18 protein-coding genes are annotated in these 20575 nt (G+C 47.0%); 6 read left to right on the top strand and 12 right to left on the bottom strand.

What is annotated here, in order from left to right; all coding sequences use genetic code 11:
- The first annotated feature begins 123 nt into the window (after nt 1-123).
- Nucleotides 124-870 (top strand): FadR/GntR family transcriptional regulator, encoded by a 747-nt coding sequence (locus OQJ86_RS05810; RefSeq protein ID WP_005437056.1) that lies wholly within the window; start codon nt 124-126, stop codon nt 868-870.
- A gap of 28 nt (nt 871-898) precedes the next feature.
- Here the strand turns inward: OQJ86_RS05810 and OQJ86_RS05805 are convergent, their stop codons facing one another.
- From OQJ86_RS05805 to OQJ86_RS05795, 3 genes are all read right to left on the bottom strand, one after another.
- Complete coding sequence (locus OQJ86_RS05805; protein WP_005437051.1) at nt 899-1351, bottom strand: MarR family winged helix-turn-helix transcriptional regulator; 453 nt, start codon at nt 1349-1351, stop codon at nt 899-901.
- Nucleotides 1352-1893: 542 nt separating this feature from the next.
- Nucleotides 1894-5055, bottom strand: a complete 3162-nt coding sequence (locus OQJ86_RS05800; RefSeq protein WP_265987127.1) for an efflux RND transporter permease subunit — start codon at nt 5053-5055, stop codon at nt 1894-1896.
- A gap of 2 nt (nt 5056-5057) precedes the next feature.
- Entirely contained in the window at nt 5058-6194 is a 1137-nt protein-coding gene (locus tag OQJ86_RS05795; RefSeq protein ID WP_265987125.1) for an efflux RND transporter periplasmic adaptor subunit, read from the bottom strand.
- A 497-nt stretch (nt 6195-6691) separates the two neighbouring features.
- On the opposite strand from OQJ86_RS05795, the gene OQJ86_RS05790 reads away from it, so the two are divergent.
- Complete coding sequence (locus tag OQJ86_RS05790; RefSeq protein ID WP_265987123.1) at nt 6692-7318, top strand: winged helix-turn-helix domain-containing protein; 627 nt, start codon at nt 6692-6694, stop codon at nt 7316-7318.
- The gene (locus tag OQJ86_RS05785; RefSeq protein ID WP_265987122.1) at nt 7272-7694 is read left to right on the top strand and encodes a hypothetical protein; all 423 of its coding nucleotides are present in this window, start codon (nt 7272-7274) and stop codon (nt 7692-7694) included. The genes OQJ86_RS05790 and OQJ86_RS05785 overlap by 47 nt, the downstream gene beginning before the upstream one ends.
- 96 nt (nt 7695-7790) lie before the next feature.
- On the opposite strand, the gene OQJ86_RS05780 is transcribed toward OQJ86_RS05785, so the two are convergent.
- The 7 genes from OQJ86_RS05780 to OQJ86_RS05750 all read right to left on the bottom strand — a co-directional run bounded on the left by OQJ86_RS05780 (nt 7791) and on the right by OQJ86_RS05750 (nt 16606).
- Nucleotides 7791-9428, bottom strand: coding sequence for a methyl-accepting chemotaxis protein (locus tag OQJ86_RS05780; protein WP_265987121.1), 1638 nt, complete (start codon nt 9426-9428; stop codon nt 7791-7793).
- A gap of 179 nt (nt 9429-9607) precedes the next feature.
- A complete protein-coding gene (locus OQJ86_RS05775) occupies nt 9608-10075 on the bottom strand; it encodes a hypothetical protein (RefSeq protein WP_265987120.1) in 468 nt (155 codons plus the stop codon).
- A gap of 163 nt (nt 10076-10238) precedes the next feature.
- Nucleotides 10239-11990 (bottom strand): ABC transporter permease subunit, encoded by a 1752-nt coding sequence (locus OQJ86_RS05770; protein WP_416236443.1) that lies wholly within the window; start codon nt 11988-11990, stop codon nt 10239-10241.
- Between the two features lie 4 nt (nt 11991-11994).
- The gene (locus OQJ86_RS05765) at nt 11995-13509 is read right to left on the bottom strand and encodes an ABC transporter substrate-binding protein (RefSeq protein ID WP_265987118.1); all 1515 of its coding nucleotides are present in this window, start codon (nt 13507-13509) and stop codon (nt 11995-11997) included.
- Nucleotides 13499-14347: an ABC transporter ATP-binding protein gene (locus tag OQJ86_RS05760; protein ID WP_265987117.1), complete on the bottom strand. Its 849-nt coding sequence runs from the start codon at nt 14345-14347 to the stop codon at nt 13499-13501. The genes OQJ86_RS05765 and OQJ86_RS05760 overlap by 11 nt, the downstream gene beginning before the upstream one ends.
- Before the next feature lie 20 nt (nt 14348-14367).
- A complete protein-coding gene (locus OQJ86_RS05755; RefSeq protein WP_084413280.1) occupies nt 14368-15129 on the bottom strand; it encodes an ATP-binding cassette domain-containing protein in 762 nt (253 codons plus the stop codon).
- A 172-nt stretch (nt 15130-15301) separates the two neighbouring features.
- Nucleotides 15302-16606, bottom strand: coding sequence for an MATE family efflux transporter (locus OQJ86_RS05750; RefSeq protein ID WP_265987115.1), 1305 nt, complete (start codon nt 16604-16606; stop codon nt 15302-15304).
- A 306-nt stretch (nt 16607-16912) separates the two neighbouring features.
- On the opposite strand from OQJ86_RS05750, the gene OQJ86_RS05745 reads away from it, so the two are divergent.
- Together OQJ86_RS05745 and OQJ86_RS05740 are read left to right on the top strand one after the other, a co-directional pair.
- Nucleotides 16913-17578 (top strand): DUF1007 family protein, encoded by a 666-nt coding sequence (locus OQJ86_RS05745; RefSeq protein ID WP_095759907.1) that lies wholly within the window; start codon nt 16913-16915, stop codon nt 17576-17578.
- Complete coding sequence (locus tag OQJ86_RS05740; RefSeq protein WP_265987110.1) at nt 17578-18447, top strand: nickel/cobalt transporter; 870 nt, start codon at nt 17578-17580, stop codon at nt 18445-18447. Before OQJ86_RS05745 ends, OQJ86_RS05740 begins: the two co-directional genes overlap by 1 nt.
- 80 nt (nt 18448-18527) lie before the next feature.
- On the opposite strand, the gene OQJ86_RS05735 is transcribed toward OQJ86_RS05740, so the two are convergent.
- Entirely contained in the window at nt 18528-18851 is a 324-nt protein-coding gene (locus OQJ86_RS05735) for a cupin domain-containing protein (protein ID WP_038866922.1), read from the bottom strand.
- A gap of 3 nt (nt 18852-18854) precedes the next feature.
- Nucleotides 18855-19661: a class I SAM-dependent methyltransferase gene (locus OQJ86_RS05730; RefSeq protein WP_038866920.1), complete on the bottom strand. Its 807-nt coding sequence runs from the start codon at nt 19659-19661 to the stop codon at nt 18855-18857.
- 212 nt (nt 19662-19873) lie between these two features.
- On the opposite strand from OQJ86_RS05730, the gene OQJ86_RS05725 reads away from it, so the two are divergent.
- Nucleotides 19874-20560 (top strand): Crp/Fnr family transcriptional regulator, encoded by a 687-nt coding sequence (locus OQJ86_RS05725; protein WP_038896347.1) that lies wholly within the window; start codon nt 19874-19876, stop codon nt 20558-20560.
- Nucleotides 20561-20575 lie beyond the last annotated feature (15 nt).

The raw sequence follows: 20575 nt of genomic DNA, 5'->3' as shown, positions 1-20575 counted from the left end.
CGGATGGTTTCATAACTAAAACCGTGTTCGTTTATCAGAAAATGAAAGGCAGAAAACAGGTGACATCCTTTGAATTTCCTTCAAAATTCAATAGATACCGCGAGATAACCCAGCGAGGAAAATGTGGCAAGCAGCGCGAAAGGACGTAGAACTCAACAACTGGCCGAATCGATCAAAACTTGGATCGTCGATCAAGCTTTGCAGCCCGGCGATCGTCTGCCGAGTGAAATCGAAGTCATGGAAACCTTTGATGCTTCCAAAAGCACGGTGCGAGAAAGCATGCGAATCCTTGAGGCACAAGGCATTCTCTCGACCAAGACAGGGCCAAAAGGCGGTGTGTTTGTTAGCGAAATGAGTGAGAACAAAGCTCAGGCACTGCTAAGCAACTACCTGTTCTTTAAAGATGTTTCGATTTCTGACCTGTACCAAATCCGCTTGTCACTTGAACCAGAAATCGCCGCCTCTTTGGCAGGCACATTAACAGAGGCACAGCTTGTCACGCTCGATCAGCAAATCGATAAGTACCAAACGCCACCAGAAGACGTGTATCAAGAGCGCGAACACCACATTGCATCGATAGAGTTTCACAGCCTATTAGCCAGTTACTCTGGCAACGAGCTGCTGAAGTTTGTGGTTCGCTTCACTGCGCAGATGCTTACTGAGCTAACGATTTACCGTAAATTGTATGAACCGGGGAACCACAAGCTGTGGCAAACGGGCGTGCAAAGCCAACGTGCACTGGTGGAAGCATTGCGTAAAGGTGACGCTTCAAAAGCCAAACAAGTGATGGAACAACACATGCTGACCGCGCATCAATTGATGAAGAAGCAAGAAGCTGAAGTGGCGAACCGTTTTCTCACAGAAAGCTAATTGGTTCGCCATCGTTTGAAACGCAGAATTAAGCGTGATTGGCTAAGGTCATTTTACGGACCAAACGGAAGAATTCGTCGGATTCCTCTTCCGTCAAACAAGAGAAGAAATCTTGCTTAAGGTTGGTCATGATGCGGTGCACTTTGCGTACCGCTTCTACGCCTTCTTTGGTGAGTGTCAGAATCTTTAATCTCTGATTGGTTTCGCTCTTTGAAACTTTAACAAAACCTCGTTTCTCTAAGTTATCCACCATGCGTTTTGCGACGCTTCGCTCCGTTAGTACCGCATCCGCCAACTCTTGCTGGCTCATTGGCTGAAACTCTTCCAACGCCGCCAAGGCACTCGCCATTTCCAACGTCATCAAGTCCTGGCGCGATAGCTCTGCTTGGGCACGATTACGGAAGGTTCGGTTCATCACGCTGCACACAAACATCGGGCTTTGATCCAACACGGATATCGGAGAAATCTTCTGATCTTTCATACTTGCCTATTCTACTTTCGGCTTTGTTTTCATTTGGATAGTACTGCGTTTACAAGAGATTCCCGACTACGCTCCTTCGTCGCTTTAGGGAATGACGCGTTGTTGAGTGACATGCTCAATTCAGCACGCAAACCTCTGTCATTCCGACGAGCCTAGGCGAGATCAGGAATCTAATTGCCACACGCTCTAACTCAATATTTCACGCCAAGTCACAGCACTCGGTGAGCAGATTCTGAATCACGCTCGTCCCTCGCTGTTCAGAATGACGAGAAACACAACCGAGAGAACAACACCCCGTCATTCCGACGAGCCTGAGCGAGATCAGGAATCTAACTACCACACGCTCTAACTCAATATTTCACATCAAGTTACAGCACTTGATGAGCAGATTCTGAATCATGCTCGTCCCTCGCTGTTCAGAATGACGTAAAAATTAAACATCAAACCCAAACTATCCAATTGAATCCAAAAATAAAGGACGCCGAAGCGCCCTTTTCTTGTACTTATTAGCAAGAGTATAACTTAGTCTCTAGGGCTAAGTCCTACTCTTGGCTTGCCGTTGGTTGTGAAGTAGATTCCACTTGCTCTTTTTGTGCTTCTTTTCTTGCGCGGCGGTCGAACAAACGCTCAACCACAACGAAGAACACTGGCACAAAGAAGATACCAAGCAAGGTCGCACTTACCATACCGCCAAGTACACCAGTACCTACTGCATTCTGACCCGCAGAGCCTACACCCGCACTGATCGCTAGCGGCACTACACCCAGACCAAACGCAAGCGAGGTCATGATGATAGGACGAAGACGAACACGCACCGCGTGCAGCGTTGCTTCAATCAAGCCCGCGCCTTTCTCGTAGTACTCCTTAGCGAATTCCACGATAAGAATCGCATTCTTTGTTGCCAGACCAACGGTGGTCAACAAGCTAACTTGGAAGAATACGTCGTTATCCATACCGCGAGTCATGACCGCAAGTACCGCACCTAGCACACCTAGAGGTACTACAAGCACAACCGCAAATGGTACTGACCAGCTCTCATACAGTGCAGCTAGTACAAGGAAGACAACCAGAATCGACAGCGCGTAAAGCATTGGCGCTTGGTTACCAGACAGACGTTCCTCGTAAGAAATACCGTTCCAGTACACCGTAAAGCCAGGAGGCAGTTTCTCTACCATGGCTTCAATTTCTGCCATCGCTTCACCGGTACTTACACCCGGAGCCGCACCACCTTGGATGTTCATCGCAGGCAGACCGTTAAAGCGTTGCAATAGCGGAGAACCGTAAGTCCACTCACCAGTTGCAAATGCCGAGAATGGCACCATCTCGCCTTGCGAGTTACGCACGTACCATGAGTCGAAGTCTTTCGGCTGCATGCGGTGTTCCGCGTCACTCTGCACCATTACCTTCTTCACGCGTCCGCGGTCGATGTAATCGTTGATGTACGCACCACCCCATGCCGAAGCTAGGATTTGGTTTACATCGTTAATGCTCACATCAAGCGCACGCAATTTCACGTGGTCGATATGAACTTGGTACATCGGCGCATCTGCCTGACCGTTTGGACGCACGCCCACCAGTTTCGGGTTTTGTGCTGCCATACCTAAGATTTGGTATTGAGCCGCCACAAGCGCTTCATGACCATTACCGGTTGAGTCTTGTAGATAGAAGTCGAAACCGGTCGCGTTACCCAACTCTTGAATCGCCGGTGGCGCAAACGCAAACACCATTGCTTCTTTAATGGTTGAGAAGTAACCCATCGCACGACCTGTCAGAGAAGCCGCATCCGAACCTGGTGCTTCACGTTCTGACCAGTCTTTCAGACCGATAAACGCCATACCCATGTTCTGACCTTGACCCGCGAAGCTGAAGCCCGCTACCGAGAACACTGACGCGACGTTGTCTTTTTCTTCTTCTAGGAAGTAGTTACGGACTTTTTCTAGCGTCTTTTCAGTCTGCTCTTGAGTCGAGTTCGGTGGCAAGATAGCCATTGAGAACAGGGTACCTTGGTCTTCATCCGGTAGGAACGACGTCGGTAGGTTCATGAACAACCAACCTGCGCCTGCACTCATTGCCGCGAACACCAACAGCATACGACCAGTGCGTTTCAGCATTTTCGCTACGCCCGCTTCGTAACCCGCCGTTGCCGCATCAAACTTACGGTTGAACCAGCCGAAGAAGCCTTTCTTATCCGAAAATTCTGCATCGCCTTTTTTCAGCAAGCTCGCACAAAGTGCCGGAGTAAGAATGATCGCCACCAATACCGATAGCGTCATCGCCGCTACGATTGTAATAGAGAACTGACGGTAGATAACACCAGTTGAGCCAGACATGAACGCCATCGGTACGAATACTGCAGACAGCGTCAAACCAACACCGACTAGCGCGCCAGTGATCTGTCCCATCGACTTCTTAGTCGCTTCTTTTGGATCGAGGCCGTCTTCGTGCATCACACGCTCCACGCTCTCTACTACAACGATCGCATCGTCCACCAGCAAGCCGATTGCCAGAACCATCGCAAACATGGTTAAGGTGTTGACACTAAAGCCCGTCGCGTACAAGACTGCAAACGTACCTAGCAATACAACAGGAACCGCAATCGTCGGGATGATCGTTGCACGGAAGTTCTGCAAGAACAGATACATGATCAAGAATACCAACACGATTGCTTCAAGCAGTGTCTTGATTACTTCTTTGATCGACGCATCTACGAATGGCGTTGTTTCAAACGGGTAAGCGATCTTCAAGCCATCAGGGAAAGTCGCACTTAGCTGACCAAGGCGTTCTTTTACTGCTTCTGCCGTTTCTAGCGCGTTCGCACCGGTACCGAGGGAGATACCAAGACCTGCCGCAGGGAAACCGTTGTACTGACCTTTGATGTCGTAGCTTTCTGCACCACGCTCAACACGCGCCACGTCTTTCAGGTAAACGTTCGAACCGTTCGCTTCTGATTTCAGAATGATGTTTCTGAATTCAGCCACACTGGTTAGACGGCTTGCTGAAGAAATGGTCGCGTTAAGTAACTGACCAGCCTGAGCAGGTGCTGCACCTAACTGACCAGAAGAAACCTGTGCGTTCTGCTCACGAATAGCGTTCGCAACGTCGATTGCCGTTAAGTTGAACTGAGTCAGTTTGAACGGGTCTAGCCAAATACGCATTGCGTATTGAGAACCAAACGCTTGCACTTGACCTACGCCCGTAACACGGCTGATCGGATCTTGAATGTTGGTAACAACAAAGTCGCCAATGTCGTTTTCTGTGAATTCAGGGTCTTCAGAGTAAACCGCCACAACCATCAAGAATGAGGTGTTGGATTTGTTTACGATGATACCTTGGCTTTGTACTTCCATCGGAAGCGACGTCATCGCCAATTGCAGTTTGTTCTGCACCTGAACTTGCGCGATATCTGGATCCGCTTCGCTATCAAACGTCAGCGTAATGGTCGCGTTACCAAACGCATCACTGCTTGAGTTTAGGTAGCGTAGGTAGTCCAGACCCGTCATGTTTTGCTCGATAACCTGAGTTACTGAGTCTTCTACGGTTTTCGCAGAAGCACCAGGGTAACGGGCATTGATTGAGATCGTGGTCGGTGAAATCGTCGGGTATTGAGAAACCGGCAAGTTCAACAGGGACATTACGCCCGCCAACATGGTCAGAATCGCAAGTACCCAAGCGAATACCGGACGATCGATAAAGAATCGTGCCATGATTATGCCTGCTCACCTGATTGAATGGTCACTGGGTTACCCGGTTGGATCATCTGTAAGCCTGTTGTGATGACTTTATCACCCACTTTCAGACCGTCAGTGATACGCCACTGGTTACCAATAGACTCAGCCGTTGTTACCGGAGTGATTGTTACTTTGTTGTCCGCACCCACCGTCATTACTGAGGCTTTACCCGTTGCGTCACGCGTTACCGTGTTTTGCGGGATAAGAATCGCAACAGGGTCCACACCAACCGTTACCGTTGCGCGCACAAACATGCCCGGCAACAACAAGCTTTCTGGGTTCGCAAATTCTGCACGAAGCGTTACGCTGCCAGTACTTTCATCGACATTCACTTCAGTAAACTTTATTGCACCTTTGTGCGCGTAAGTCGAACCATCTTCGAGCGTCAGCGTGACTTGAGCAGTCTCATCTTTTTGCAAGTGACCTTGTGACATCGCAGCTTTCAAACGGAGTAGTTGAGCAGAAGATTGCACGATATCAACATTGATTGGGTCTAACTGTTGGATAGTCGTTAACGTCGCCGCTTGGTTTGCCGTTACAAGCGCACCAGCCGTTACGTTAGACTTGCTGATTACACCGCTGATTGGCGCCTTCACTTGTGCGTAAGATAGGTTGATCTTCGCCGTATTGATCTTCGCTTTCGCGACTAACACTTGCGCTTTCGCTTCTTTATAAGCCGCTTCTGCTTCGTCCAATGCTTGTTGGCTGATCGACTTCTTAGTGATCAATGCACGGTAACGACGCACTGTTGAGTACGTTGATTCTTCTGATGCCTGCGCACGAATCAGTTCCGCTTCTGCACTCAATAAATCAACTTGGAAAGTAGAATCATCAATCTGGTATAGCGATTGACCCTTCTCTACCACGCCACCCTCAACAAAATTACGTTCAGAAATAATACCCGTTACCTGTGGGCGAACTTCTGCTTCTTTAAACGCGCGGCTACGACCCGGTAATTCAACCGTTAGCGCTTGGCGAACCGGTTCAACTGTTATGACAGTCACTTCCGGTGTTGGCGCGGGACCACCTTGTGCTTGTCCATCTTGACTCTGTTCACATCCAGCCAAAAATAAGCTCGACGCAATCAGAAATGATAGCGTGGTTCTACGTCTCATGAAACTTCTCTCTTCCTAAATAAAAACAGTGACCCAATAAAAAGTCAGCAAATATTATTCGCGATGATAATTACTCAATGTTGTACATACAACAAAATTTACCGCTCTTTACAATAGACAAAAATATTTGCTCGAAAGCTGTTATTGATCTCTCAATTTGAACGCATTCATATTGGAAAAATAAATTTTCTGTGAGCAATCGAAAACAGATTTTTCCTAATAAAAACAAGAAAAAAGAGTGGACAAAGCGAGAGAAATCGTGAAGAAGCAAAGTATTTTGGAGGACGCGTTGCTACTACGAAGAAAAAGATAGTTTATTAAATATCGTGAAAATAAGTGAAAACACAGGAATTGACACTCGCATAACATTTAATCACCAATTGAACATTTAGAGCGCGCTTTAATTAAATAAATTGCAAATATAGGCGTTGATTTCCGTATTCATTACCCTATAATTCGCTCCCCCTAAACAACCTAATATACGATATAAGTTGGTTATGAAAAACAACAATAGAATAGTATTAGGGAAATTCACATGGGACAGGACGACTCACTATTTACAGCTATCCCCTTTGAATGGCACAGCAGAAGAACAAGAAACGGTTAAGCTGACCAATAAACAAAAAGCGTTATTGAACTGCCTTGTTGATGCGTATCCAAACACGATCAGCAATAAAGAGATTATTCAACAGGTTTGGGGCTATGAACACATCTCACAAGAGAGTTTGCCTCAACTGATTAATCGCACTCGACGAACGTTGGAAGATAACGAAAAGACCATTCTGGTTAATACCCCTGGAGTTGGCTATTCCCTCAATTTTAAATTTGCTCCAGAAGAGCCAGTTTTAAAGCCAATAACCAAACCAGAAGAGTGTGCTCTCAAGTCAGCCAGCAAGCAAAACGCAAAACTATGGCATGCGCTTTTTATAGTCATGCTGTTAGTGACGCTGTTTAATCTTTATGAAACGACGAAAGCACTGTATTACAAGCACGACTTTGAACAAGTGCTAAAAGCCAAAGCTTACCCAGAAATAAAACGTTCCGATGACGGAAAAACGGTAGTGACAATTAACAACCATGAATGCATTTATCACAAAGATCAGCTTTTACTTCAATGCCCATAAATTCAAAGTATTGATAGCATTGGTTGTGTTCAACGGCATTCTCTTGTTCACGGCACACCAGTCAAAAGTTCAATTGTTTGGCAAAGTAGAAGCGATGCAATACAGGTGGACGACCTATACCAAGCTCTATAAAGGTCACATTGAGACCCGTAATCACTACTCACCGATCGGTGGTGCTGTGACAGAGTATCAAGCGCTTGACTATCAATATGAATATTCAAAATCTAAGGGAAACGAATACATTGTATTGAGCTGTGAAAAGCCGGTAACCATGCGCCACAATCGTATTTACTATCTAGATGAACAATGCAGTTTGCTCTTTTTCGGCAGAGCAGAGAGAACTCTAAAGAATATGACGCTCCGCTGCTTATACTGATGCTTACCGCTTCTAAAGAAACTTATAAAAAGGCACCTTTGATAATCAAAGGTGCCTTTTTTATTTCAGGTAGAGCGTAATGGGTATAACGCTGTCTTATACGCGGAACTGGCTGACTTGCTTGTCTAGCTGTTGTGTCTGTTCAGACAACATAGACAATGACTGTTGCGCTTGGCTTACTACATCCACAATCGACGTACTGCTGTCTGCGATACCTTGAACGTTGCTGTTTACTTCATCACTCACTGAGCTTTGTTGGCCCGCAGCTGTCGCAATGTGCGTGTTCATCTCGTTCATACGTGCGATCGCGTTTAGGATTTCAGCCAACGACTCTGTCGCTAAACCTGCCGATTGAATGGTGTCTTCGCTGCTGGTTTTACTGCCCTGCATCACTTCCACCGCCTGAGCAGCACCTGCTTGCAGCTTCTCAATCATGGCTTGGATCTCGCCCGTGCTCTTTTGCGTTCGGCTCGCTAAGGAGCGAACTTCATCTGCCACGACAGCAAAACCACGACCTTGCTCACCAGCACGCGCTGCTTCAATCGCCGCGTTTAATGCCAACAAGTTAGTCTGCTCTGCAATACCACGGATAACATCCAATACCGAAGCAATATTGCTCACATCGCTATCCAAGGTGTTGATGACTTGGCTTGCGCTTTCAATCTCACCCGCTAGGTCGCGAATAGCACCCACAGTTTGTTCAAGAATGATATTTGTATTTGCGAGCTCTTCATTGGCAGTTTGGCTTGCCAATGCAGCTTCCGTCGCACTGTCGCTAACATTACGACTGGTTACTTGCATCTCGTGTACTGCTGCAGCAACGGCTTCACTATCACGCTGTTGGCCAACAGTTGAATCTGCGATGGTCGAAGTCAGTGAGTTTAGGTTGTTCATCTCTTGGCGCAACGTATTAGCGCTTTTCACCACTTGTGACACCGTCGCTTGGATCTTAGTCACGAACTGGTTGAAGCCACCAGCAAGCTGACCAATTTCATCTTGAGAATTGATGCTAATGCGTTGACTTAGATCGCCTTCGCCCGAAGCAATTTGCACCATCGCCTCTTTAATATCATTGATTGGTTTAACTACCGTTTTAAGTAGCAATATGACCATACCAAGTGCAGCGATAATCACGATCGCGATACCTGATTCTAGAATAATCTCAGCTCGAAGCGCTGCCGCTGAAATGTCAGATTTCAACTCGCTTTGTTTTGCTTCGATGCCATCTTTTACGACATTAAGCTGCTCGCGTACCGCACCAAACTGATCTTCAAATAAAACTTTGTTAGATTCGTAATAATTCAACCACTGTGCTTGTGGTTTGTTAATCATATCGTCATAACTTTGTAGCCATTGCTCACCCGTCGTGACCAACTTTTGTACTTCGCTACCATGGCTGCGAGGCATTACACCCTCATTAGAAAGAGACATGACTTTTTTCATTCGAGGTAATACTTTGTATGCGTTGTCTTTGTACTCAAATAGGTGGTGATCGATCTCCGCTTGAGTCTTCGCTAGCGCTAAACCCTGAATTGCAGAAGTCGCTTGATACAGGTCGCGATATGCATCTTCAATAGTAAACAAGCTCGGGGTTACTTGTTCATTCAGTGTTTTGGTCAGTTCAGTTTGCTTCCACATTGTTACGACATTCAGTACTGAGCTAATAACCAGTAATGCAATCATCAAAGACAATGGAAGAACGATCTTCTGCTTGATAGACAGGTTGTTGAACATGAATAGATACCTTTGTTTTATTGTTCAAATCACCACCGAGTTTATCAAACAAAAGGCGTATAAAATTGTTTATACGGTTCAACGTCCTCTAATAATTTTTGTCTTTACGACTAATATTTTAGATTCAACAAATAACTGATTTATTGGACGATTTTTCTAGGAAGCAAGGTCACATAACTTCAATCGGTACAGTTCGATATACCTTGGTTAGATTGGAACATTTCCATCATGGGTTCGATTTGAACGTTACCCCATACAACAAAGCCAAAGCACAATAAGGGGAACAAGAGATGAATAAGGGATTTAAGCGTGCCAAGTTTGCCGCGTTGAATCGCTGTGGGTCTGAATACCTTGACGCCTTTTGGTGGGAACTGACCTTCGATTAAGCCACGTACACCGAGTGGCAACATCAATACCGAAGTAAGTAAAAACACGGACAGTGGTATCCAAAAGAACAATGTGTGAACCAAAAGTTCTAAGCTCTGCATACCGAACACTTCATAACATTCCGGCGCTTCGGCGACTGCTTGCAGCAGAGGCTCTCCCTCAAGCTTAAACATCACACCAACTAGAACACAAAATACGCCAGCGATAGCGACTCTGATGATCTTTTCTTTTTTGCTGTACTGCGGTGCGTATTCCTTCATGCCCTTTCCTATCAAGATAAAACCGAGAAAGTCAGCTTAAGAATGGCACACCAGAGCGCAAATGTGTGCGTGGCTTTTGGGACGTACAATAGCGAATAATGAAACAGAAAGAAAACAGCCTCAATATCGCTATTGAGGCTGTTGGAAAGTTCACGAGTCCGGTTTAATCGTCGAACAACAAGTTGATTGCAATTGCCATCAAAACTAAGCCGGAGATTGGCAGCAAGACACCCAATGGCGAGCGCTCTATGTAAGGTAAGTTTTCCGCAATCAATAAACCCCACTCAGGTTCTGGCGGTTTAACGCCAAGTCCGATAAAACTCAGAGACGTCAGGCTGAGCGTAATGTATGGCAAACGTAAAAACGCGTGACGAATTAATGGCGGCAGCACGTAAGGCAACAAATAGTAACGGAGTACTCGCCACTGACTGGTTCCCCAAATAGGCGCAAGATGCGTATAAGGCTGCGCTTTGGCTTCCATCAACAAACTTGCACAGTGCGCTGCTAATGGTGCCCATGACACCATAACAATAGCAATCAAGGCACTGTTTGGATTCATCCCCGTTAGACCAGCAATCAACAGACCCGCCACAATGTATGGCACACCTTTGGTGATCTCAATTAAGCCTTGGCTATAACGAGTCACGAAGCCGAGCAGCAAACCAATAACCAAACTTAGGAACGTTGCGATGATGCCCATTTTGATTGTCGACATCATACCGCCGCCAACGCGAGCAAGCAGATCTCGCCCGACCGCATCAGCACCAAATGGAGCTGCTAAGCTTGGCGATTCAAGGCGGGTAAATTGGATGGTGTAAGGATCGCGCATTAACGCCCATCCTGCACAACCAATCAGCAAGGCAAAGATTGTGGCACTGACGATGCGTTTGGTGGTGCTTTGGGTAAAACGGAACGTACTGTGACTGCTGATCAGCTTGCCACTTGTGACACTGTGCCCGAGTAACCAGCGCTGCAATAAGATGCTCGCACTGCTGATCAACATCGAGAACACCAGCAACACCAACAAGCCACCTTGCAGCATCGGCAGATCTTGTGACTTCGCTGCGCCTAAGATTAGTCGTCCGATACCCGGAATGGAAAACACCTGTTCCACAGCAACCGCGCCGCCGGTCAAACCAATCACCGTCATTGCGATTTGAGGGATCAAGTTACTAACGGCACGCCACAAGGCAAAGCGTACGATTTGAAACTTACTGACGTTCGCCGATAGCCAAGTGATCACCCAAGGCTCATCTAATACACGCTTGAGGCTGTCATTGAGCAAGCGCCCGAACAAGCCAGCAGCAGGCAATGCCATTGCCAGACTTGGTAGCCAGAGGTTTTGCACGCCTTGCCAGCCATAAGGCGGGAACCAGCCCAACCAAATGGAAAACACCATGATCAGCAGCGAAGCAATCACGTACTCAGGCAGTGAGACCAACACCGAACTGAGCGTGTCATGATGCTTGTCTAAACGATTCTGTTGCCAGCGACGCACGGTGTAAAGCACGCTCGCCATGCACATTACAAATGCCATGCCTAGCGCTGTAAGCATCAGTAATAGTGACGTTTTTGCAGTTTGTTGAACGCTCTCCATCACGGATGCGCCACTCACCCAAGAGACACCTAAGTCACCTTGCATGGCAAGCGTCAACCAATCCCACAGTCGCTCAGCAGCGCTGCGGTCAAGTTGAAGATCTTCTCGAATTGCTTGCAGAGCTTCTGCCGTCAGCAATTGTTGAGCACCCGCACGGGCACGGAGAATTGATTGGCTTGGGTCGATACCCGCAATATCCGGCATCAAACCCACCAGCACAACCACTACCCCGAGTGATAGGAAGCGCGACAAAAAACGCGTAAACCATTCAGGCATACAAGCGCTCCAACGAGAGCGCATGTTGGCAACAGACGACATCGAGTTAGTTCACCTCAGTAAACTGGTCGATCAGGCGACGCTCACGTGGGTCACGTTGTGCGTTCTTCACGCGGTCACTCTCACCTTGGATTACGCGCTCGTGAAGCAGTGGAATCACAGCGTATTGCTCAAGGATTTTGCTTTCTGCTTCGATGATCGCTTGTTGGCGTTTCTCACCCAACGGCTGACGATCAGCGTGTTTCAATGCTGAGTCCACTTCTTCAGAGCAGAACTGACCTAGGTTGTAAGAACCTTTACAGCTAAAGTCACTTTGCATGTACGCCACTGGGTCACCAGAATCCAGCACCGTTGCACGTGACAACAAGAACGCATCGAACTTACCTGCTAGTGCATCGTTTTCGATTTGTGCGTATTCACGAACGTCTAGCTCAACCACAAAGCCAGCCGCTTCAAGTTGTTGCTTTAGCAGCACCGCTACTTCTGGCAACTCAGCACGGTCGGTAAACGTACCAATGGTGATCTTCTCACCATTCGCGTGGCGCATTTCCATGGTTTCCATACGAGGGTTCGCGTCACGAATTGGTTGAGCCCATGCCAATGCAGGACCTAACAAACCTTTCGCTGAATCGGCGTGGTTCTCGTAAACCGTTTTGATGATTTGCTCACGGTTAACCGCTTGAGCTGCTGCTTTACGCAAACCGAACTGGCTAAACACATCTGATTTGTTGTTTAGGTAAAGCGTGTTGGTACGTGGCATTGCGACTTCGTGCAGCTGTGAAGATTCCATCATCGCGATTTGCGATACAGGAACCGCTTCAACTACATCCGCCTCACCGGTACGTAGTGCAGCAGCACGAGCAAAACCGTTTGGTACGTATTCAGCAAAGATACTGTCTACTTTTGCTTTTTCACCCCAGTAACCGTCAAAACGCTTCAGTTTTGCGCTGGTTGTCCCGTTGATTTCTGTCAGAACGAATGGACCCGTACCCGCATTGATTGGCACAACACGACCGTTTTCTTGATATGCAGCACCCGAAAGGATCGCTAGCTGTGGGCTAGATAGACGGCTTGGCAACAATGGATCGTTAAAGGTCGTTTTGATTTCAACAGTGAAGTCGTCCAGTGCGCGAACTTGCCATTCGATACCATCCAAAATACGTGGCTTAGGTGCGGCATCTAATGCTTTTTGTAGAGAGTTCACAACCGCATTGGCATCAAGGTCAGAACCATCGTGGAATTTCACGCCCTTACGTACCGTAAATTGCCACGTCATCGGGTCAACTTGTTCCCATTCCGTTGCCAGCATAGGCTCTGCTACCGACTGATCGTTAAGGTTCACCAGCGTTTCTGCCGTGCTCCAACGTGACAGTTTGAACGCGTCATCTGAAAGTGGCGACAAACCTGTGCGTGGTGGTTGCATCATGGCAACGCGAATTTCCGTTGCTTGCGGTGCAGCTGCTTTTTCCGCTTCTGGCTTGCTTTCGCCAGAGTCAAAACAACCCGTCAGCAGTGCGCTTAAAGCCAGCGACAAAGCTAACTTGGGAGTACTAAGGTGCATAAGAAACCTCTCCAATGGTTTTTGTGAATTCATTACTTTTGTGTTGAGCGCTCATCAAGGCTCTCGTGATCAAGTGCGATGGGTTATTTGTCACGTTCTGTGCTGTGCCGTGCTCGACAACGCGTCCTTTGTCTAACACTAGGATTTCATCGCATAGGGTTTGTGCCGCATCGAGGTCATGTGTCACCAAAATCAGGCGCATCTGACGACTCTTTTGAATGCCTGCCAACAATTCGAGAATCTGTTTACGACTGACGGGGTCTAAGCTGCTGGTTGGCTCATCGGCAACCAACACACAAGGTTCGACAATCAAAGCTCTAGCGATAGCCACGCGTTGGGCTTGCCCAACTGATAATTGCTGCGGGTTACGATCCAACAATGTGAGATCCAAACCGACATCCGCCAACACCTTTTCCACCTTCTCGTTGAGCTCTTGCGTCAAACCAATGTTGCTTAGCGGCTCCAGTAAGATCTGGCGAACGGTGTAATACGGATTCAAGCTCGATTGCGGCTCCTGCGGAATCAGTTGAATGTGCTGACACAACTCTTGTCGCTGCTTAGCCGAGCTGCGCGATAGCGGATAACCACACACATACACTTCACCAGATGTGGGGTTACGAAGACCAAACAGAAGTTCAATCAAGGTCGATTTACCCGCACCAGAAGGACCAACAATCGCAATGTTCTTTGTGTCGATGGCAAGATCCAATTGTTCGAGCGCTTTAAACGGTTTGCCCCCTAACCAACTTGGTTTGGAGTAATAGTGAACACTGGCTTGCTCAAAGCGAACTTCCGCCGATTTAGGCTGCGTGTGCCCGCTCAAGTTGTGCTTAGTCAAAATAGGCTCCAGAGATGAGGTTAAGGCAGCAGTTGCGCAAGTTGTTGGCAGAAAGGATGCGAACTTTGCTGAATGGCTTGCCATGGTGCGCCATAAGCCACCATGGTGTTGTCCGCAATCACCAAGACTTTGTCACACGCCAAAGCCGCAGATAGATCGTGCGTGATCAACAAACCACTGATGTTGCGTTGCTGAACACTACTGCGAAACAACTCAAGGATCTCCGCTTCGGTGATTGGATCGAGCGCACTGGTGGGCTCATCAGCAATGATCAAGTTGGCACTACCAAGCAACGCAATCGCAATACAAATACGCTGGCGCTGACCACCAGATAGCTGGCTTGGATGCTGCGCCAATGCTGCTTTTGGATCCGTAAATCCGAGTTGAGACAGCAAGGTCGTCACTGTTTCTCGGTTTGCTGAAGACAAGCGTGTTTTGTTGCCCGTCAATGCCAAACACAGTTGTTGCTCGACAGAGGCCAATGGATTCAGCGCTTTAAGTGCATCTTGGAAAATGACCGCAGGACGCTGCGATTGACTCCGTTGCAGCATGGCAGTTTGTGCGACCTCACTGCTGTTAAGCTGGATACTTCCGTCTACCCAAATATCGGACGGCAAAAAACCTGCGACGGCTTTCGACAACATGGATTTACCAATGCCGGAAGGTCCCATAATGGCAAGAACTTCACCTTGAAACAGCTCAAAAGAAATGTCTTTGAAGAGTGTGCGTTCTGAGTCTGTAAGGCTGAGATTATTAACGGAGAGTATTGGTTGAGAAATCACGACATCAAACTAAATGTAACAATATAACATAACGATAGTATCACGCAGGTCTGAGCAAGAAAACAACTCAGAGGGGTTATTTCATCACCTTTTTCACGCTTTTATCAGCAAGGGCAGATAACTCCGCCCTTGCGATAAAAAATCGAAATAAAACCGATTGTAAAAGCGTGAATTACTGACACTTTTGTTTTACTTGATCGAGGTACGGGAACAAGAAGACAAAGCGCCCAACGTAGAACAAGGTGAATGCCAGCCACAAACCGTGGTTGCCCCAATATTGCACCGCAATAAATTGAGTCACTAAGAACAACACCATGGTTAGGAAGGTAGAGTTACGTACTGGTCGCGTCGTCCCTGTGCCGGTAAAGATGCCGTAAAACGTAAGCCCAAAACCAGCAACCAACGGGAATGCCAATAACCAAGGGCTCATGTCTAGATACAGCTCAACAAGGTTTGGCAAAGTGGTAAATAACGACACCACTTGGTGTTTGAACAGCACCAACAGCAAGGTCAATACAACAACGAACGCCGCGGTCCATTGCGTGTTTAACTTAATCACGTTATCAAGCAATGTCGGATTCTTCTGCCCTACAGCTTTACCTGCAAAGACGCTAGACGCATTCGCCACACCATCGAACATGTAGCTGACGATGAAGGTTACTTGCATCAAGATTGCGTTCGCCGCGAGCACATCAGAGCCAAGCTGAGAGCCCACACGCGCCATCATGTTGAAGAACACCAATAGACACACAGTACGAAGCAGCAGATCCATATTGGAAGATGCGATAACTTTGAGATCTTTACGCGTCATGCTCGCTGTTTGAATGTAATCAAACAGCGGGAAGCGACAGGTTTTCAACACGAGCACCGCACCAATAACAAACGTCGAGATTTGCGCGATAAGTGTCGCTACCGCAACGCCAGCAATACCCATATCGAAGTACAACACAAAGACGATATCTAGCACGATGTTCAGCACGTTACCAAACACTTGCGTGAACAAGGTTTCTTTGGCTTTCGCCTGCCCCATTAACCAACCAATCACGGTGTAGTTCAGCAGTACAAACGGCGCACCAAAGATCATGATATCGAAGTAAATCTTAGCGTTTTCGGCCACGACTGCATCAGGGGAGATAATCAGCTCTGCCCCCATCCAAATCACAGACTGCAACGCAATGAAAATCAAGCCAAGGCAGAGCGAAAGCACGAAAGGACGGAATAAGCTGCTCGCTTGATCTTCTGGGCTATTTTTACCTAATGCGATTGCACTTTGCCCAGTAGTACTGACGCGGAAAAAGCCAAACAGCCAATACAAGGTATTCATGATAACGGTGCCGATCGCCACACCACCAATCATCTCAGCCACACCGAGTTTACCGATCACCGCGGTATCCACCGCCCCCAATAATGGCTGGGTAACAGTAGAAACGATGAAAGGAAATGCGATTTTAAAATAGTCTTTATGAGTCAGATTCATGATTTGAAAAAGTTGGTTAGAAAAGTGCAGAACGCGTGAAGAGTCGGTTTAAGTCATCTTGCCACCGAACTGCATTCTATTTGTTTAATGGGCTCAAGTTAACCACAAAATGGGAAAAAGAATGAGAACGAAAATCAATAAATAGTTAACCCATCGGCTTTATTGCCACCCTATGCATCTCAACAGGTAAACGGATAAATCGTCGATAAATAACCACACTAACAGTAATGAACAATGTTCAAATGCCACCAATGTTATGTTATAACAATCGAAAATTTTCGCATCATTTTAATCATAGGTAATCGGATGTCCATTTTTGGATCGTTTTCTCTTTCTAGATTACGCCTAACTCTTACTGCTTTCTCGCTGCTGTTTTCTTGTTTTGTCCACGCTCACCCTCATTCTTGGGTGACGATGGAAACCAAAATCAATATCAAAGAAGATAAGATTCAATCGCTCTCAATGAACTGGGAGTTTGACGCCATGACCACGGCTTACATGCTCGCGGGAGAGAAACTCACCGACGAAAATCGAGATGAAGTACTTTCGACCCTCTCGAGTCAGGTGATTTACAACCTGTTATCAAGCCATTACTTCACCTACTTTTATGCCGACGACGAACCGATTCGCTACAAGATGGTGGAAGAAGGGTCTATCGAGATGAATGGCGCAAAAGCAACATTGAAGTTCAATCTTGAACTCGCTAAACCCACCAGTATCTACACGCCTGATCTACGTTTGCTTATCTTTGATCCAAGCTACTTCGTAGATATGAGTTGGGAGCACAAGCATGCCATCACCATCAATAAGCCTTACGCTGATCGCTGCCATATCGACGTGGTTAAACCAAACCCAACACCTGAGCAAGTGACTTATGCGATGTCACTCTCTGTTGATGCAGATCCAGATAACGAACTCGGTCAGTTGTTTACCCAAAAAGCCCTCTTCACCTGTGATCCGGAGGAGAACTAATGGGAAACTCGCCAGTCTTCAGACGTGCCCTGTTCGCTGTGTTTAGCGTGGTGCTGTTAGCCACTACTCTGCATATTTGGAATCACTTCCCTGCTCACTGGATGCAGTTGATTCGGCTTCAACGTGATACGGTAAACTCACTCAGTGAATACCTGATGCTCATCAGCCAAGGGCAACTGTTGTACGGTTGGTACTTGTTAGGGTTTAGCTTTTTGTATGGTTTGCTGCATTCGGTTGCCCCTGGGCACGGTAAAACCGCAGTGACGTCAATGAGCCTGATTCATGGTTATCGTCGCCGACAAGCACTTGTTTTGGTCGCGATTATTGCCGCCCTACAAGCAGCGAGTGCGTGCATTCTTTTCGTGATTACCGCAAAGATTGCAGAGCAGTTTGCTTTCAGCCTTTCCGATAATGTTCGTCTGCTAACGCAAGGTTGTGCGGTTTTTATTATTCTGCTGGCGCTGAAAGAGTTTGCGTCGGTGGTTAAACGCCGCATCAAGCAAACACCCTCTCAAGAAGACGATGATTCCGCAGAGTCTAGCGGCAATATTTCATGGAAAGCACTACTGCTTATTGGCTTTCGCCCTTGTACTGGTGCAGTGTTAGTTCTGTTTCTCTCTAACATGCTAGGCAGCTTAATGTGGGGCATGGTCGCGACATTTGTGATGGCTTTAGGAACGGCAATGACCAACTCGATATTGGTGTTCAACGCTTTAACGATTCAACGCCAAATGAAAAACCACAACGCCAAACCTAATGCCAACTTGAGCGATACGCTGAACCTCGTTTTGGCAGTCACCATGGTGGCATCGGGCTTTATTCTCTATAACTTTGCCAGCGTGGCAGGATTGCAGAACTTCGTCAGATAAGTACCGACAGCAATAAACGCAAAAGCCCCAACACTTGGTTGGGGCTAAATTTACATTGGTTTGTATTTCAATACTGTGTGTTACTTAGGTTCGCGCAACAGGTACAGCATCAGCTTCAATGGCGTTTTCGCGATAATGCTGTGAGGCAAATGCGCGTCCATTAGCAACCAAGCGCCAGCTTTTAGTTCCTTCGCCTCTTCTTCTAACGTGAACGTACATTCTCCTTCGAGTATTTGTGCAATTACTGGTACTGCTGCAGTATGTTCGCTCATTTCTTCACCCTCGGCGAACCCGAAGATAACACCTCGCAAACGCTCACTTTTGTACACAGGGCAACTCGTGATACCTGCTTTGGGGATATCCACTTCGCTGGCGAGATCTTCATATAAAGTGTATTCAAACATGATTTAGCTTTCCTTCTTTCTTGCGACAAGCGTTATCGCAGATAGGTTCTTTTCGTGCTTACGGAAAATCTTACGCATGCCTAACACACGCTTTCTCGCTTGCGGTTTAGTCAGTACGTTTTTCACGATTTTTAAGAACCCACTCAAGCCTTCATCGGCGATAACGCGTTTTGGTTCGAGTAAATGCATTGGAGCAACTGCTTCAAATTCAACGAAAAAACCATTCTCTTCCATCAAAGCTTTCCACTCTGCGGGTGTGATGGGTTTGGCGGGGTGTTGAATGGTCTCGGAAACTTCTCTTTGAATTGCGCGCTTTTTATCTTCATCGATAGTATCTGGCGTAATGCACAGCTCATGGATACCGTAACGACCATGAGTTGCGAGGATTCGAGCAGCCTCAGCAATAATTTCGTTTTTACGCGCATCGGATTGCATCGTCAGCATGGCTTCGCCATAAACCACAGAAGCGCATTCTGGCTCTAACCCTGTCTCTTGTGCATTCCCGACATGACAACGTTGGTTTGCACCCTGTAAGTAAGAGCGAACAATCTCCGCTGCCTGCTCATTTTGTTCGATAGCGGTGTAGCTTGCAGGGGATTTTTCCAAGCACAAACGTGCCGTGTAACCCATACCGGGCGCAAATTCGACAACGCGGTCACCACGAGTAATCGCCAACCCTTGCAACATTTTTTGTGTCAGCTCTTTGCCACCAGGACGCAGCACTTTCTTACCCAGTTGAGCGAGTACCCAGTGTCCCGGTGTTTTTGTCACTTCTCGCCCTTCATTGGGCATCGCTAATCGTTTAGACATAATGACTCCTAAGCAAAGATGGCGACGGGAACAAAAAGAACGACCAGACCGCACAAGGCAACCCATCGAAATACGTGGCTAATACCGTCCATAACTGTTCTCCTTTCTCAGGTTGGATAAGTTGGCATATCAATCAATAATGATTATTATTTGTATCTTATCCCCCAAGTCCGAATTTGCTGCTTGATAATTATCAAGCTAAGGAAAACAGCGTGCCCGGCTCTATTGTTTCGCTCCTGAACGAAGAAGAAAAAACACAACTCTTCTCAAAACGCTCGCCTTTGCATTGCGATGCAGGGCATCAACTGTTTGAACGTGGGGAACCTGCGGAAAATATGTACTTAGTAGAGAGAGGAAAAGTCTCGCTGTTTCGTTTGATGCCTAACGGAGACGAAAAGCTGTTTAGAGTGTTTATGGCGGGAGAAATGATTGCGGAAATGGCGATGTTTATGTCTCCAAGAACCTATCCGATGAGTGCCCGTGTCGATCAGGATACGGAGTTGTCTGTGTTCCACTACCAAGATGTGTTAACGGTGTTTACTCAGTCTCCGCAGACTTCATTAAAAGTCATGAACTACATGACCAATCGCATCCACCAGCTGATGGATACCGTGAACATTTTGACGCAAGTAAACGCGAACCAAAGACTGGTGATGAAACTGGCTGACTTCTATCGCGCTCAATCGAGAAGCGAAGGGAAAATCACGTTACCCGTGACAAAAAAGCTGCTCGCAACACAGTTAGGAATGACGCCAGAGACGCTTTCTAGAACGTTCAAAAAACTGAAAAACGATGGTTTTATTACTGAGTGCGAAAGTCATATCACGCTGCTAGATATTCCTGCCATGTGCGAAGCGGTGGAGTTAGCACCAGAAATATTCCAGCGAGATTTAGCTTAAACGCTCTAAAACAAA

Source organism: Vibrio sp. Sgm 5 (assembly GCF_026241575.1).
GTDB classification, from domain to species: Bacteria; Pseudomonadota; Gammaproteobacteria; order Enterobacterales; family Vibrionaceae; genus Vibrio; species Vibrio jasicida.
Note: the sequence above shows the minus strand (reverse complement) of the source record. Positions and strands in the feature narration are given on the sequence as shown.

Bases quoted from the DNA above. Each gene is read 5' to 3' on its own strand.
- OQJ86_RS05805 (WP_005437051.1), bottom strand. From the start codon at position 1,351: ATGAAAGATCAGAAGATTTCTCCGATATCCGTGTTGGATCAAAGCCCG.
- OQJ86_RS05800 (WP_265987127.1), bottom strand. From the start codon at position 5,055: ATGGCACGATTCTTTATCGATCGTCCGGTATTCGCTTGGGTACTTGCG.
- OQJ86_RS05795 (WP_265987125.1), bottom strand. From the start codon at position 6,194: ATGAGACGTAGAACCACGCTATCATTTCTGATTGCGTCGAGCTTATTT.
- OQJ86_RS05790 (WP_265987123.1), top strand. From the start codon at position 6,692: ATGAAAAACAACAATAGAATAGTATTAGGGAAATTCACATGGGACAGG.
- OQJ86_RS05785 (WP_265987122.1), top strand. From the start codon at position 7,272: ATGAATGCATTTATCACAAAGATCAGCTTTTACTTCAATGCCCATAAA.
- OQJ86_RS05780 (WP_265987121.1), bottom strand. From the start codon at position 9,428: ATGTTCAACAACCTGTCTATCAAGCAGAAGATCGTTCTTCCATTGTCT.
- OQJ86_RS05775 (WP_265987120.1), bottom strand. From the start codon at position 10,075: ATGAAGGAATACGCACCGCAGTACAGCAAAAAAGAAAAGATCATCAGA.
- OQJ86_RS05770 (WP_416236443.1), bottom strand. From the start codon at position 11,990: ATGTCGTCTGTTGCCAACATGCGCTCTCGTTGGAGCGCTTGTATGCCT.
- OQJ86_RS05765 (WP_265987118.1), bottom strand. From the start codon at position 13,509: ATGCACCTTAGTACTCCCAAGTTAGCTTTGTCGCTGGCTTTAAGCGCA.
- OQJ86_RS05750 (WP_265987115.1), bottom strand. From the start codon at position 16,606: ATGAATCTGACTCATAAAGACTATTTTAAAATCGCATTTCCTTTCATC.
- OQJ86_RS05745 (WP_095759907.1), top strand. From the start codon at position 16,913: ATGTCCATTTTTGGATCGTTTTCTCTTTCTAGATTACGCCTAACTCTT.
- OQJ86_RS05740 (WP_265987110.1), top strand. From the start codon at position 17,578: ATGGGAAACTCGCCAGTCTTCAGACGTGCCCTGTTCGCTGTGTTTAGC.
- OQJ86_RS05735 (WP_038866922.1), bottom strand. From the start codon at position 18,851: ATGTTTGAATACACTTTATATGAAGATCTCGCCAGCGAAGTGGATATC.
- OQJ86_RS05730 (WP_038866920.1), bottom strand. From the start codon at position 19,661: ATGTCTAAACGATTAGCGATGCCCAATGAAGGGCGAGAAGTGACAAAA.